General features: G+C 47.5%; 15 protein-coding genes. 9 read left to right on the top strand and 6 right to left on the bottom strand.

Annotated features, from left to right (window positions below; genetic code table 11):
* Window positions 1–31: 31 nt before the first annotated feature.
* Together ftsH and rsfS are read right to left on the bottom strand one after the other, a co-directional pair.
* On the bottom strand, window positions 32–2,089 hold the full coding sequence (gene ftsH / locus AC2YIT_RS18810; RefSeq protein ID WP_430845303.1) for an ATP-dependent zinc metalloprotease FtsH: 2,058 nt from the start codon (window positions 2,087–2,089) through the stop codon (window positions 32–34).
* Between the two features lie 72 nt (window positions 2,090–2,161).
* Entirely contained in the window at window positions 2,162–2,545 is a 384-nt protein-coding gene (gene rsfS / locus AC2YIT_RS18805; RefSeq protein WP_015814482.1) for a ribosome silencing factor, read from the bottom strand.
* Window positions 2,546–2,590: 45 nt separating this feature from the next.
* On the opposite strand from rsfS, the gene AC2YIT_RS18800 reads away from it, so the two are divergent.
* Window positions 2,591–3,358, top strand: a complete 768-nt coding sequence (locus AC2YIT_RS18800; protein ID WP_487280161.1) for a biotin--[acetyl-CoA-carboxylase] ligase — start codon at window positions 2,591–2,593, stop codon at window positions 3,356–3,358.
* Here AC2YIT_RS18800 and AC2YIT_RS18795 read toward each other — a convergent pair whose 3' ends face one another.
* Together AC2YIT_RS18795 and AC2YIT_RS18790 are read right to left on the bottom strand one after the other, a co-directional pair.
* A complete protein-coding gene (locus AC2YIT_RS18795; protein ID WP_430845308.1) occupies window positions 3,359–3,688 on the bottom strand; it encodes a transmembrane 220 family protein in 330 nt (109 codons plus the stop codon).
* A 97-nt stretch (window positions 3,689–3,785) separates the two neighbouring features.
* A complete protein-coding gene (locus AC2YIT_RS18790; protein ID WP_487280160.1) occupies window positions 3,786–4,487 on the bottom strand; it encodes a tetratricopeptide repeat protein in 702 nt (233 codons plus the stop codon).
* 287 nt (window positions 4,488–4,774) lie between these two features.
* Between AC2YIT_RS18790 and fsa the strand changes: the two genes are divergently transcribed.
* Complete coding sequence (fsa, locus tag AC2YIT_RS18785; RefSeq protein ID WP_430845312.1) at window positions 4,775–5,431, top strand: fructose-6-phosphate aldolase; 657 nt, start codon at window positions 4,775–4,777, stop codon at window positions 5,429–5,431.
* Window positions 5,432–5,581: 150 nt separating this feature from the next.
* Window positions 5,582–6,265: a cell division ATP-binding protein FtsE gene (locus AC2YIT_RS18780; RefSeq protein ID WP_487280159.1), complete on the top strand. Its 684-nt coding sequence runs from the start codon at window positions 5,582–5,584 to the stop codon at window positions 6,263–6,265.
* Between the two features lie 63 nt (window positions 6,266–6,328).
* Here the strand turns inward: AC2YIT_RS18780 and porX are convergent, their stop codons facing one another.
* Both porX and kdsB read right to left on the bottom strand, forming a co-directional pair.
* Complete coding sequence (porX, locus tag AC2YIT_RS18775; protein ID WP_430845316.1) at window positions 6,329–7,894, bottom strand: T9SS response regulator signal transducer PorX; 1,566 nt, start codon at window positions 7,892–7,894, stop codon at window positions 6,329–6,331.
* A gap of 163 nt (window positions 7,895–8,057) precedes the next feature.
* On the bottom strand, window positions 8,058–8,801 hold the full coding sequence (kdsB, locus tag AC2YIT_RS18770; RefSeq protein ID WP_430845366.1) for a 3-deoxy-manno-octulosonate cytidylyltransferase: 744 nt from the start codon (window positions 8,799–8,801) through the stop codon (window positions 8,058–8,060).
* A 45-nt stretch (window positions 8,802–8,846) separates the two neighbouring features.
* Here kdsB and AC2YIT_RS18765 point away from each other — a divergent pair, with 45 nt between their 5' ends.
* The 6 genes from AC2YIT_RS18765 to AC2YIT_RS18740 all read left to right on the top strand — a co-directional run bounded on the left by AC2YIT_RS18765 (window position 8,847) and on the right by AC2YIT_RS18740 (window position 15,125).
* A complete protein-coding gene (locus tag AC2YIT_RS18765; RefSeq protein WP_430845318.1) occupies window positions 8,847–9,635 on the top strand; it encodes a DUF4905 domain-containing protein in 789 nt (262 codons plus the stop codon).
* A 3-nt stretch (window positions 9,636–9,638) separates the two neighbouring features.
* Entirely contained in the window at window positions 9,639–10,628 is a 990-nt protein-coding gene (locus AC2YIT_RS18760) for a LysM peptidoglycan-binding domain-containing protein (RefSeq protein ID WP_487280158.1), read from the top strand.
* Window positions 10,629–10,643: 15 nt separating this feature from the next.
* A complete protein-coding gene (locus tag AC2YIT_RS18755; RefSeq protein WP_353721444.1) occupies window positions 10,644–10,856 on the top strand; it encodes a hypothetical protein in 213 nt (70 codons plus the stop codon).
* Entirely contained in the window at window positions 10,843–11,643 is an 801-nt protein-coding gene (locus AC2YIT_RS18750) for a TIGR02757 family protein (RefSeq protein ID WP_487280157.1), read from the top strand. The genes AC2YIT_RS18755 and AC2YIT_RS18750 overlap by 14 nt, the downstream gene beginning before the upstream one ends.
* A gap of 224 nt (window positions 11,644–11,867) precedes the next feature.
* Entirely contained in the window at window positions 11,868–13,289 is a 1,422-nt protein-coding gene (locus AC2YIT_RS18745; protein ID WP_430845323.1) for a tail fiber domain-containing protein, read from the top strand.
* A gap of 234 nt (window positions 13,290–13,523) precedes the next feature.
* A complete protein-coding gene (locus tag AC2YIT_RS18740) occupies window positions 13,524–15,125 on the top strand; it encodes a tail fiber domain-containing protein (RefSeq protein WP_487280156.1) in 1,602 nt (533 codons plus the stop codon).
* The last annotated feature ends 68 nt before the right edge of the window (window positions 15,126–15,193 follow it).

Genomic DNA, 15,193 nt, shown 5'->3' with positions numbered 1-15,193 from the left:
GGCTATCTGGTTTTTATTCACTTAAAAGTGCCTATTCATTATCGGCGCTTTTTTCAGCTTCCGCCATTTCTTCTTCTTTACGGTCTTTTTCGAGCGTCTGTTTTACCACTTCTTCGTGGATCGCAGCTTCCTCGTTCGAACGGCGGTTGATATAAGCCTGGTAGCTTGTTTCCTTTTCGTAAGGACGTTTGCCGATCAGCTTTTCGAGGTCGGCCTGGAACAGGATTTCTTTTTCAAGAAGCTCTTTCGCCAGTACTTCCAATGCATCCCGTTTTTCGACCAACAAATTTTTTACAAACTGGTACGCCTCGTCCACCAGTTTTCTTACTTCTTCATCAATTGCCTGTGACGTGGATTCGGAGTAAGGTTTGGTGAATGCGTAATCAGTTTGTTTAGAATCGTAGAACGAAATGTTACCGATGCGCTCGTTCATACCGTACATGGTTACCATGCTATACGCTACTTTTGTGACGCGTTCCAGATCGCTCAATGCGCCGGTAGAGATCTTTCCGAACACTACATCTTCCGCAGCACGACCGCCCAATGTCATACACATTTCATCGAACAGCTGCTCGGTACGGTACAGATACTGCTCGCGCGGGAGATACTGTGCGTAACCCAATGCCGCCACACCACGCGGTACGATCGACACTTTCACCAAAGGATCGGCGTGTTCGAGGAACCACCCCGCTACGGCGTGGCCCGCCTCGTGGTATGCCACGATTTGCTTTTCTTCCGGTGAAATCAGTTTGTTTTTCTTTTCCAAACCACCGATTACGCGGTCCATAGCATCCTGGAAATCCTGCATCGTTACTTCCTCCCGGTTGCGGCGGGCGGCGATCAATGCGGCTTCGTTACAAACGTTCGCGATTTCAGCACCGGCAAAGCCAGGAGTTTGGGACGAAAGTTTCTGGATATTAACGTCGGTAGCTAGTTTCAATGGCTTCAAATGCACTTTGAAAATCGCCTCACGACCGATCACGTCTGGTTTGTCAACCGAAATCTGGCGGTCGAAACGTCCTGGACGCAGCAACGCAGGGTCGAGGACATCGGGGCGGTTGGTAGCTGCTACGATGATAATACCGGAGTCGGTTGCGAAACCGTCCATTTCCACGAGCAGGGAGTTCAGGGTATTCTCCCGTTCGTCGTTGGAACCGGGCATCGCACCACGGCCACGTGAACGACCTACGGCGTCAATCTCATCGATAAAGATGATACAAGGCGCTTTTTCTTTCGCTTGCTTGAACAAGTCACGCACACGCGCTGCTCCCACACCCACGAACATTTCTACGAAATCGGAGCCTGAAAGCGAGAAGAATGGCACGCCCGCTTCACCCGCAACAGCCTTCGCCAGCAATGTTTTACCGGTTCCCGGAGGGCCCACGAGCAATGCGCCTTTGGGGATTTTAGCACCCAGTTTCTTGAATTTGTCCGGGCTTTGGAGATATTCTACAATTTCCTTGATCTCTTCTTTCGCTTCATCGAGGCCGGCTACATCGTTAAATGTGATTTTAACCTTGTTTTCCGCATCAAAAAGCGTCGCGCGGGAGCGGCCGATATTAAAGATCTGACCACCTGGACCTACACCACCCGACATTCTGCCGAGGATGAAGTACATCACCAGGATCATGACAATGAAAAAGCCCCAAGTTCCGAGGAAGCTGGTCCAATCGTTGCGGGTGTCTACCACAAAGGGTACCTTGTCGTCGTCAGGCACGCCTTCCTGCATCTTGTCGAAATCCTTCTTGAAGGTCTCCGCCGATGTTACCTGAAACTGGTAATGGGAAGCACTTTCCCCGCCGAAATAGTTATTTTCCTTTGCAACAACCCTGTATTTGTCGAGTTTGAGCGCCTCGGGTTTGAGCGTAACTTCCACTGATTTGTCATTCACAATGGTGACACGCTCCACTTCCTTGTCAGCCATCATTTTTTCGAAACGCTTCTGAGTGGTTTCGCGGATTGTCGATGTGCGGTTAAGGTACGTGATTCCGAGTATAGTAGCGATCAGAGCGGCTATTATCCAACCTTGATATCCCTTCTGAGGACTTTTAGGGTTGAGTGGCCCCCTTTTGTTATCGTTTTCAGACATTCGTTCGTTTTAATTAAGAGGAAATATATTAAACAACAATCCCGGCAGGCCTTATGTTCGCCCGGCGGGCCTTTATACCATGGAGTCTTCCAGGTATGTCACCTCTGCATCTCCCCAAAGTTCTTCCAGATCGTAATGTTTGCGGCGTTCTTTGTTGAAAATATGCGCGACCACGTCGACATAATCAATCAAAATCCATTCTCCATTCGCCTTTCCTTCTTTTTGCCAGGGTTCTGTTTTGGATATTTTATAAACTTCTTCTTCGACCGAGTTGGCCAAAGCATCTATTTGAGTGTCGGAGTTCCCCGAGCAAATCACGAAAAAGTCAGTTATTGAATTTTTTACTTTTCTGAGGTCTAATATGGCAATGTCCAAACCCTTCTTTTCTGTCATGCCCTTCACAACCAGTTCGGTGAGATCTTTTGAGGATAGTTCTTTATTTTTGCGTTCTTTCATGCGTTGTTGTTTCCTTTTCTAAAACCCTAAAGTAAAACAAAAAAATTGTACAACTCTACACAGGACACGCTAATAATTGGTAAAAAAGTTATATATCTGCCAACTTGTCATTCCACCAACGACATAGCGGCTGAAATAGTATATGCGGGGCTGTTTGAGGAAGGAACGGTTGTCATTACCGATAATCAGGTGAAGGGAAGAGGCCAGCGCGGGACCGTCTGGAATGCTAATGCGGGCGAAAATCTTACATTTTCTGTCATACTCAAACCCACTTTTCTGCGTATTCAGGACCAATTTCTGATTAGCCAGATCACGGCACTGGGAATACGCGCATACCTGGGCAGCTACGTGCCCGACACCAAAGTCAAATGGCCCAATGACATTTACATGAACAACCGGAAATCCTGCGGCGTATTGATTGAAAACTCGCTTCAGGGAATGCGATATGCGCATTCGATTGTAGGTATCGGCGTCAATATCAATCAGTCGCAATTCGGGAATAGCCATGCCACCTCACTTTTCTGTGAAACCGGGTCGACATTTGTGTTAACAGAGGAATTTCACAAGCTGCTCAAATGCCTGGATGCCTATTATGTCCGGTTGAGGTCAGGAAACCAGCACGATGCGATCCGCGCTGAATATCTGAGTCATTTGTATGGTTATCAGCAAGATGTGAGGTTCCTGTACAAAGGGAATATAACAAATGGCTCGGTAACCAATGTGACCGAACTTGGGAAGTTGCGGGTTAAATTAGCTACCGAGCCGGAAGAATTGGAATTTGGTTTGAAGGAAATCGAATGGGTCAGGGATTGATCAGCCCCATTTGCCGATAACGGCCATCACCACTGCACAAATGCCTAATCCGAGCGACTCGCGTGCGAGCTCGATGTTGAGGCTTCTCATAGCAGTTTCACCAAAGAAAATGCCCTCGAATTCTGGCGGCCATTGCAGGATTGCTCCAACCAGGTAACCTGCTGCAAGTACATAAAACACCCATGAAGGCCAAAGCTCCCGGATGCTCATGAAGCAGGCGAGGGCCGCGAAGCTGTAAATCGCAATCCAGGTGCCGGAATCCGGGTCATTGAGCTGCAAATAGGCGAAGATCACGAAAAGGATCCCGAAAAATATCTTTAAAAGTCTCATGACAAAGTGGGTTAAGAAATAAGAAAATGAAAGACTATGTTAAAAAGGCGTCACCGCTCACATATTAACCGTCGGTGCTATCTTTTTAACATATCTTTTACTGACAAAATTGCGCCAGTGCGTTCGCGGCATCGCTATATCCCAGGTTCATAGCCTGTTTCAGGCTGGTGCATCCCAAGTCTTTTTCGCCATCGTTGTACTGTGCGAGGCCCAGGCCGTAAAATGCCTTTCCGTATTGTCCGTCGAGTTTCACCGTTTGGCGAAATGCCAATGTCGCTTTTTTGAAATCCTGCGTCCGGTAGTAGGTATTGCCGAGGTTGTACCAGGCTTGTTTGTTATTGGCGTCGAGTTGGGTTGCTTTTTCGAAGTCCTTAATAGCGTCCGGCGTTTTGTCCATGAGCACGAGTAATTGGCCGCGGTTGAGGAAAATGTCGGCGGTATCGGGTGCGAGTTCGGCCGATTTGTTGTAGTCAGCAAATGCGGAATCGAGTTTGTTTTCGTCCGTATAGAGCAATGCGCGGTTGAAATAGGGGCGGTAAGAGCCGGGTTGCAGTTTAATGGCCTGGGCGAAGTCCAATAATGCATTGTCGTTCTCTTTCAGCTCGTAGTAGGCCACACCGCGAAGATTGAACGCGTCGGCATTGGCGGTATTTTTTTCAATCGCTTTGTTGATGAACTCAATGGCTTCGCGCGTCTTGCCCTGTTGCATGAGCTCTTTGCCTTTTTGGAAAAATGCTTCGGAAGATGGGGAGCAGGAGTAGAGGAAAATCAGAAAAAATAAAAAAAATAATCGAGGCATACTGGTTCATTTCTAGTTGATTCGCACAAAAGTAAGCGGAAACGTTACACGAATGTTTTCTTTTTGTGAATAAAATGTCCTTATCTTTGCACCCGGCAAATCGGAACTACCAGCTCCTTCCGAATCCCCCAGGTCCTGACGGAAGCAAGGGTAGGTGGTCGATGCGGTGAGATTCTCGGTTTGCCTTTTTTTATTTCTTCGCCTCAGGTTATTCCGTCTTTCTTTCTTTTTGGTTTTGTTCAGGGTTTTCTACTTTTGTGGAATATTCTAACCAATAAATTTTCAATATGAAATTTTTCATTGATACTGCGAACCTGAACGAAATTCGGGAAGCGCAGGCGCTTGGTGTATTAGACGGTGTTACCACCAACCCATCTTTGATGGCGAAAGAAGGAATTACAGGTAAGGATAATATAATGCGTCACTATAAGGCTATCTGCGATATCGTGGATGGTGATGTAAGCGCGGAAGTGATCTCGGTTGATTTCGAAGGAATGGTTCGCGAAGGCGAAGAGCTGGTTGAGATCGACGAGAAAATCGTCGTGAAAATTCCGATGATCAAAGAAGGTATCAAAGCTTTGAAATATTTTTCAGGAAAAGGCATCCGTACCAACTGTACGCTGATCTTCTCTCCCGGCCAGGCGCTCGTAGCTGCGAAAGCCGGTGCAACTTACGTTTCTCCGTTCGTAGGCCGCCTGGACGACATCTCAACAGACGGTATCGGCCTTATCGAGCAAATCCTGACTATTTACAGAAATTACGGTTTCGATACGCAAGTGCTGGCAGCCTCAGTTCGTCACCCAATGCACATCATCCAGTGCGCGGAAGTTGGTGCTGATGTTATGACCGGCCCGTTGAGCGCTATCGAAGCATTGCTGAAACACCCATTGACCGATATCGGTCTTGAGAAATTCCTTTCTGACTACAAAAAGGGAAATTCGTAATTGATGGACGTTTAAGTCATCCTGAGCGAAGTCGAAGGATAAGGGCGGAGACGCCTCGACGCTTCGACTCCGCTCAGCGTGACACGGCCGAATACACCACACTATTCATTTCGAGCATCCCGCTCCACATTTTTCATTTAGCACAATCATATGACCACCGATTCGACGGAGCCAATAATCAAACTGGAAAGGGCAGATATTTATCAGGGTGAGAGGCCTGTTTTGAACGACGTTCATTTCGAGATCAATAAAGGTGAATTTGTTTACCTCATCGGTCGCACCGGTAGTGGTAAGAGTTCGCTTTTGAAAACACTATACGCCGATTTATGGCTGCATACCGGTTCTGCCAAAGTGGCCGGGTATGAGCTTCACAATATCAAAAGGGCCGATATTCCTTTCCTTCGCCGCCGCATAGGCATTGTTTTTCAGGATTTTCAATTGCTTTCCGACCGCTCTGTCGAGGATAACCTTTCGTTCGTGCTGCGCGCGACGGGCTGGGAAGACAAAGGCAAAATATCCAAACGCATTGCCGAAGTACTCATGCAGGTAGGTTTGGGGACGGCACAGAAAAGAATGCCCCACCAGCTATCGGGCGGTGAGCAGCAGCGCGTGGTAATTGCCCGTGCGATGCTCAACGAGCCCCAAATCCTGATCGCCGATGAGCCAACCGGTAATCTTGACCCGGAGGTAGGCGACCAGATCATGCAGGTTTTCCGCACGATCAACAATGCGGGAACCGCGATACTAATGGCAACACACAACCACGATTTTCTCAAGCGCTTCCCCGCCCGCGTGATCAAATGCGAGAATGGCGGGGTTACAGTAAGCGAATAAGATATTAAATATGCAAAAAGGGCGTCTGATCCACTCAGACGCCCTTTTTGCATATTTAAACTCCTATTTTGCCTTCATATCGATGATCGGTATGATCATCTCTTCGAGAGATACGCCGCCGTGCTGGAAAGTGTCACGGTAAAGGTTTACGTATTGGTTGTAGTTATTCGGATACGCGAAGAAATAATCTTCTTTGGTAAAGACGTACGACGTCGAAACGTGCGGTTTGGGTAGGAAAATGCGCTCCGGCTTGCGGCATACCATCAAATGATTGTCGTCGAAGCCGAGATTTTTGCCGTGTTTGTAACGGAGGTTCGTATTCGTTTCGCGGTAGCCGATGATTTTCACGGGTTTCTGCACACGGATCATACCGTGGTCGGTGGTAAGGATCAGCCGGCCTTTCTTCTCGGCTACTTTACGAATGAAATCCAACAGTGGCGAATGCTGGAACCAGGAGCGGGTAATCGAGCGGTAAGCCGCTTCGTCGGGCGCGAGCTCCTTGATCATCTGCACATCCGTGCGCGCGTGGGAAAGCATATCCACAAAGTTGTAGACAATCACATTCAGCTGGTTGGTCAGCAGATTGTTGAATGTATCTACCAGTGCTTTGCCCTGGTTGGTGTTCAGGATTTTGGAATATGAAAATTTGATATTCAAATGGTTCATTTCCAGTTGTTTTTGAAGAAAATCCTGCTCGTGGTTGTTCAGGCCTTCCTCGCCTTCCGGGGTGTTTTCGTCACTTACCCACCATTGCGGGTGCTTACGCTCCATTTCGCTGGGCATGAGGCCGGAGAAGATCGCGTTACGTGCGTAACCTGTCGTGGTTGGCAAAATGGAGTAATACGACGATTCCTCCTCGATATTGAAATACTCCTGCAAAATCGGCTGGATCATTTTCCATTGGTCATAGCGGAAGTTGTCGATCAGGAGGAAAAATACCGGCTCGCTCGATCCTTTCAAATGCGGGAATACCTTTTGTTTCATCAACTGATGCGAGAGGATCGGCTTATCCGAACGCGGGTCGTTGAGCCACTCTTCGTACTCATCCTCAATGAATTTGCAGAAATTGGCATTCGCCTCGCTTTTCTGCATGCTGAAAACTTCGGCCATTCCCTGGTCGTCGGAGCTTTCAAGTTCCAGCTCCCAGTAAATGAGTTTCTTGTAAATATCCGCCCATTCCTCGTGCCCAATGCGGTCCTGGTATTGCATGGCCAGGCTGCGAAATTCCTGCTGATAGCTGAGAGTAGTCTTTTCGGTCACCAGACGTTTGTTGTCCAGAATTTTCTTAACCGAAAGTAATATCTGGTTGGGATTCAGTGGCTTGATGAGGTAATCATCGATTTTGGAACCGATGGCATCCTCCATAATGTGTTCCTCTTCGCTCTTCGTGATCATCACTACCGGCAGGTTCGGCTGCTGTTGCTTAATCTGCGCGAGCGTTTCGAGACCGGTCATGCCCGGCATCATTTCGTCGAGGAAGACTATGTCAAACCGGTCATTCTCAATACGGTCCAGCGCATCCGCGCCGCTGTTTACGGGCGTAACGTTGTAACCTTTATTGGTGAGGAACATGATATGTGGTTTGAGAAGATCTATTTCGTCATCGGCCCAAAGGATGTTATATTGCATAAGGCTCTTTTTTCAAATGGTAATTAGTTTAAAACAATAAAAGGCTAACGCATCGGAAGAAGCTGGTCGTATACGTAAAACGGTTTTAACGTTTTTTAAGAAATATACGGCTAATCCTTATACGTTAACCTTCCTTGTAAAAAATGTATTCCACAAAGGCTTGTTAAGACAAAAATTTTCGGGTGACCCGGTCGAGGTCATCGGGTGTGTCCACGCCATGCGAATCATCTGATGTGACTACCGCCTTGATCGCGTAACCGTTTTCGAGCCAGCGCAATTGTTCAAGGGCCTCGGCTTTTTCCAGCGAGGAAACGGGAAGTTTGGTAATCTCGGCCAGAACATCGGTTCTGTATGCGTAAATGCCAATGTGTTTATAAAAAACATGGGATTTCAGAAACTCCTCCTGGCTCTGCGCATTACGCAGGTAAGGGATCGTTTGTCGGCTGAAATACATCACTTCATCTCGCTTATTCAGAACCGCCTTTGGCACATTCACGTTAAAGAGAATGTCGTCATTGTCGATCACCTTCACCAACGTGGCCAGCTCGGTTTCACCATTCAGGACGGAGGCGAGGTGATCAATCGGCTCCGGGCTGATAAAAGGTTCGTCGCCCTGGATGTTGACGACGTAATCGTATTGGCCGTCTGTTTTGCTCAGTGCTTCAAAGCAGCGGTCGGTGCCGCTTTGATGGTCCTGTGAGGTCATTACCGCAGTTCCGCCGAATTCGCTGACGTGGTTCAGTATCCTTTCATCGTCCGTGGCTACGATAACCTGATCGAGTTGAGTAGCTTTGGAAGCTTGTTCGTAGACCCGCTGGATCATGCTTTTCCCTCCGATATCCACCAAAGCTTTGGCAGGGAACCGGGTAGAAGCGTAGCGGGCGGGTATTATTCCTAGAATGCGCACGAGGTCGTTATCAGTTAAATTGGAATTCAAAATAAAGGTAAAAAATTGCAAAATCTTTTTTCGTTCCGGTTTTCGGAAAACATCTGGCGGGTAATGCCCGATGCCGATCCAGGTAGTTCTCTGTGGGCCATCGAGTTACGTAACCCTGAAAGACGTGAAGTCTCGTTTGCAGTGATCGATATCCATAACTTCGCCGTAAAATGGCAGCGGCAGGTGGAAGGTACGGATTGGTGGACGTCCCTGATGGCTTTTTCCGATGGCCATATTTTTTTACACAATTACCGCTATCCCGAGATTCCCGAACCGACGGACCTCCTTGCCGTGAATGCGGAAACCGGATTGTTGTCATGGATTTTACCTAACCACTTACTGGTCAGTAATGCAGGAAACGGCTTGCTGGAAGTGGCTACCAAGCAGGGCGATTTATTTAAACATCTGCATTGCAATGCCGCTACGGGCGAGCTGCTACCATTAAATACGGAACTGCCGGAACCGGCGTACGAAATAATTTTAACCGAACCCGTTCGTTACATCGAAGGGAATACATACTTCGGGCGGCTCGCGCAATTTATTAGCAACGCAACCGGCGGTCACAACTCCGCAGCCATTGATTATTTGGAGAAAAGACCCTATATAATCTTTTCTTATTATATTTACGAGCAAGATAAAACAGTGCAATACCTCCTCATAGTGACCGATCAGAAGCAGCAGGTCTTACACGAGAAACTATCGGAAGAGCGGGAAGGAATAGGCCGCTCGACAATGATGCTGAAAGCGTCCACACTGGTTTATCTAAAAAATAGCAACGAGTTTTCGAGTTTAACGCTTTCATAATAAATGAAATATATTTTTTGCCTGGCCCTTTTGGCGGGATTGATGACAGGTTTGACAAGTGCCCGGGCTGAGGGATTGAATGCTGTTGACTCTGTGGGGGTTGAAAAGGTAGGAGGGAAGATCTTCATTATACATAAGGTTAACCAGGGCCAGACGATGTTCGCCGTCGTGCGGCAATACGGAACCACCATTCACGCCTTGCGCGAAGCCAATCCAGGCATGAGCGACCAAATCCAATCGGGGCAGACGATCAGGGTGCCTTACACGCCTAAGGTCACCAAGAAAGAGGCCAAAAAAGACGAAAAGAAAGAAGACAAAAAGGAATTAGTGAAAGCGGAGGTGAAGGAAACCAAGCCTGTTGCTGATATACCTTCGGTAGCTACCAGTACTTCTGCGCCGTCGGCATCTTCGGCCGCAGCACTTCCCGCCAATGGCATTCACAAAGTAGAACCCGGCCAGACATTGTATCGTGTGGCTGTGAAATACGGCGTGCTGATGGCTGATCTGCGTAAATGGAACAATTTGACAGACGATAACCTTAAAGATGGCCAAGAACTGATTGTAAGCGAGAAAGGAATAGAAAAAGCGGCTGCACCGGTGGCAGCACCGCCTGCGAAAGTGGCAACAACGGTTGTGAAAGATTCTGTGAAAGCCAAAACGGCGGTTCCGGAAAAAGTGGTGAAGCCCGTGGAGGAAGTAGCTCCGCCGAAAGTGGTGAAAAGCAAGAAAAAGTCGGAATCGGGCCTTGCAGAAGTGATTGAAACGGACGAAAGTACCAGCAAATTCCTGGGCTTGCACCGTACCGCGCCGATCGGCTCGCTGGTGGAGGTTTTGAATGAATACAACCAGGAGAAAATCATCGTCCGCATTATCGGCCGCATTCCCGACACCAGCGTAAACGACGACATCGTGATCAAACTGTCGTCACGCGCATTTGAAAAAGTTTCCCCCAATAGCAAACGATTCAGGGCCGTAGTGAGTTACCTTGAATAACTACGGAGACATATTATGAAACACGCACCACAGTTTCGTTCTAAAAGAGAAGAAGAACGGGAAGCGCTCAAAAACACGCCCGGGTACAAGGTTTGGAGTGTTATGTTTACGCTTCTGTACCCGTTTATCGCCGTATTCACATTCCTTTTTTCGGGTATTGTAATGATTTTTTCAGGTATCTCACGCGTGCTGGCCTACCTGTTCGGAGGTAGTCATGCCAGACATTGATTCCACCGCATATCCGCCTGAGTATGTTGCCGAGCTGCTCGATAAAAAGGTAGCGCAATACAACAAATCCGATTTCATTGCCTTCGACCCGATCAGTATCCCGCACAGGTTTTCGGCAAAGCAGGACATTGAAATCATGGGTTTCTGGGCGGCAGTACTTGCCTGGGGCCAGCGCAAAACCATTATCAACAAATGCCTGGAACTGGCCGCATTAATGGACAATGCGCCCTACGACTTCGTGCGCAATCATCACGAGAACGACCTGAAACCGTTCCTGCATTTCAAACACCGTACTTTCAACGCTACCGATACCCTCTATTTCCTGCATTTTTTTCAGGAGTACTACAAAATCCACGACTCACTGGAGTACGCATTCAGCAGTCATTTGAAGCCGACCGACATTACGATCGAAAACGCGCTAATTGGCTTCCACGACCTGTTTTCGAACTCCGAAATCTTCCCCGCACGTACACGCAAGCACATTGCTACGCCAGCCCGGAAATCCTCATGCAAGCGCCTGAACATGTTCTTGCGCTGGATGGTACGTAAGGACAGCCACGGCGTCGACTTTGGCATTTGGAACACCATCCGCCCTGCGCAACTCGTTTGCCCCTGCGATGTCCACGTCGACCGCGTAGCGCGCATCCTGGGTCTCATCAAACGCCCTGTTACCGACTGGCAGACTGCCACCGAGCTTACTGCATCGCTGCGGCTTCTTGATCCCAATGATCCTGTGAAGTATGACTTTGCATTGTTTGGATTGGGGATTGAGGGGTTTGCCAATTAGAAAAGCTTTTTGACTTCCAGATAATTAGGGTTTAAACCAAAGTATTTTGTCAATTTATCATGGGTACTTTGTAATTAATTCAAGGCAAAAAATGCTCTAAATCCGCTAAGTAACGTCATTGTTCCGCTGGTACAACCAATTCTTAATTCAAAATTTCCCTTTCAAACTTGTGCTGTCAAAAAGCGATTTGAAGACCATTTCATTCAATTTAAACATGCACGATTATGAAAAACAGTTACAAAATGGTAATTACGTTGTTCGCAGGAGCCCTCTACTTGCCTTATGCAAATGCTCAAACACACTTTGGAGAAGGGGTTGGTACAGTTGGGGGAGGACACGTATTCATCGGCACCTACGCCGGTAAATCAAATGGAGCTAATGGGTTATACAATACTTACATCGGCTATGGATCGGGAACGAAGGGCGTTACGGACTTTGGGAATGTTTATTTGGGGAGTTTTAGCGGTGAAAAGGCTGAGAACAGTTCTTCGAATATCTTTATTGGAAGCTCCGCTGGGCAGAATCATACTAATGGGGATGGCAACATCTACATGGGTTATCAAGCAGGAATGTTCACGTCCGGTAGTCTTAATGTAGGCATTGGACGCTGGGCTGGCCAGAAATCAAAAGGCACACAAAATTGCTTTTTGGGGAATGAAAGCGGATTGATGAATGAAGCTGGAAGCTACAACGTCTTTATGGGAGCCAAGGCCGGGACCAGCAATGAAACCGGAAACTTTAATACTTTCCTCGGCCATGGGGCAGGCCTAAGTAATACAAACGGCGAAAAGAACACTTATTTGGGTTATGCCGCGGGAGGTAATGCCGGTTTGGTAAATGCGACTGCCGTCGGAGCATCAGCAATGGTCACGGGCAGTCATTGCCTGGTTTTGGGAAATAATGCCAATGTCGGTATCGGCTATTCTGCCCCGTTCTATCAACTACAACTAAGCAAAAGCATTGCAGCTAAGGCAGGGTCCTCGGCTTGGTCGGTAGTGTCAGATTCAAGACTTAAGAGGAATGTAACGGAGTTTACAGATGGCTTGAATCAATTAAAACAAATCAAACCCGTGTGGTTTCAGTACAATGGCAAAGCGGGCATTGAAACCGGCGATACGAAGTTCGTAGGCATCATCGCGCAGGAAATGCAGAAAATAGCGCCTTACACGGTTGGTACATTTGTATACCAAGATTCGCTGGGCAACAAAACAGAATACCTGGATTATGATGCCAATGCGGTTACTTATATTCTAATCAACTCCGTGAAGGAGCAGCAGCGCATTATCGAGGATAAGGAAGCCCAAATACAGAATCTGGAAAGTCGGCTTGAAAGGTTGGAGCGCTTAGTGAGCGCTACGCCAGGGGGTTTCAACAGCGCTGGAAAAGAGGCTGGCAGTTTGGAGCAAAATGTTCCCAACGGCTTTTCGAATAAGACTTCCATTAAGTATTTCATTCCGCAATCTGTAAACACAGCCGTAATCGATATTTACACAGTGGCGGGAGTAAAAGTGAGCTCTCATACGATATTAGAGCGTGGGGCAGGTGAATTGGTGATTTCAGCAGATAAATACCGGAGCGGGGTGCACGTCTATGACCTGATTATGGATGGTAAGAGTTTGGGGGCAAAGAAGATGGTAGTAGAATAGGAGATATGATTAGCAGAATCAAGAGGGCTTTGGTAACGAAGCTCTCTTTTTGTTTCCTAATGAACAATAGTATGATCGAATAACGGGGCATGCCTGATGCACAGACCTCCGATAACTAACCCTGAGTATCCGCTGCGTCATTGCTTTTCCGTTCTCCCGGAGCTTCCAGCCAGTTTTGTACTAGTTACAAAATCAATCGAGGTAAATCCTCAATCATTTAAAACATTATTGATCATGAAAAAATGGTACAGAACGGCAGGAGTATTGTTACTTGGGATTCACACGCTTTCACAAGTACAAGCGCAAGGTACTCATTACGGGCAAGGTGCAGGGACGCAAGGAGTAGGCCATGCTTTCTTTGGCGTCGATGCCGGAAAAATGAATGTGGGGAAAGAAAATACTTACATAGGCCATGAGGCAGGGAGGGATGGAACTATTGGCTATCAGAATACCTACGTTGGATTTAACGCGGGGAAAGTGACGAATTCTAACTATAACACAATGATCGGCGCGCGGGCTGGTGAGAACTCCACAGGGCAAATAAATACATTTATCGGATACACCGCTGGGCAAAATACGAAAGGGCATTCCAACACTTTTATAGGATTCGGAGCTGGCGATGGGAACATATATGGAAATTGGAACACGTACATGGGACTTTATGCTGGTCATCAAGGCGATGACAATACGATTGTTGGTTACAATGCAGGACCTGAAAATACAGGAAATGAGAACGCATTTTTTGGAAAGGGAACCGGATTTAAGGTCAAGCTAGGTTCTTATAATACCTTTATCGGAACACATGCGGGCTTTAATGCGACAAGCGGTACTGGCAACGCTTTTTTTGGGCGTAAAGCCGGATATGGAACTACTATCGGAAACAGTAATTCTTTTTTTGGTTATCAAGCAGGAATTTTCAATACTACTGGAAGCAACAATACTTATTTGGGCTATCAGAGCGGGGGAAATGCCACACTTACCAATGCCACGGCGATAGGGGCGAATGCGTTGGTGACGGCTAGCAACAGTGTTGTACTAGGCAATAGCGCCAAAGTAGGTATAGGCTATTCTGCACCGTCCTTCCAACTCCACCTCAGCACCGACGCCGCTGCCAAAGCCGGATCGCCGGATTGGATCGTAGCCTCCGATAGCCGTCTCAAAAAGAGCATTTCCAACTTCACAGACGGCCTCGATTTGTTGAAACAAATCCGTCCCGTCTGGTTCCAATACAACGGGCAGGCCGGAATTGAAACCGGCGACAAGAAGTTCGTAGGCGTCATCGCCCAGGAAATGCAAAAAATTGCCCCATATACCATCGGAACATTTGCTTATCAGGATTCATTAGGAAATAAAACGGAATACCTGGATTACGACGCGAATGCTGTAACCTACATTCTGATCAATTCCGTGAAAGAGCAGCAGCAGGTAATCGAGCAAAAAGATGTCGAACTGAAAGAAATGAATGCACAGGTGACCGATTTGTCGAAGCGGCTCGAACAGTTGGAGCGGATCGTGGCTTCTAATACCGCGAAACCTCTGAATGGTAGTGCAGCGCGAATGGAGCCGAATGCGAATGGCGTAGTTCTCGAACAAAATGTGCCGAACGGATTTTCCGGAAGTTCAGCGATCAAATACTTTATTCCGCACTCGGTGAAGGAGGCAAGAGTGGATGTGTATGCAGTAAACGGTATGAAAGTGAATTCCTATCCGGTGAAGGAGCGGGGTGAAGGCCAGCTGACGATTTCGGCAGGAGATTTTCAGAATGGCGTTTTTCTTTATGATCTGGTAACGGATGGAAAGAGCAATGGCGTGAAGAAAATGGTGGTTCAGAAATAAGACACTATAATTGCATTAAAAGCAAAAGCGGGCTCCCGAGAGGAAACCCGCTTTTACCATTTCTACTG

This window comes from Dyadobacter sp. SRI_021 (assembly GCF_057586235.1).
The sequence above is the reverse complement of the archived record's forward strand: the minus strand, read 5'-3'. Positions and strand labels throughout refer to the sequence as shown.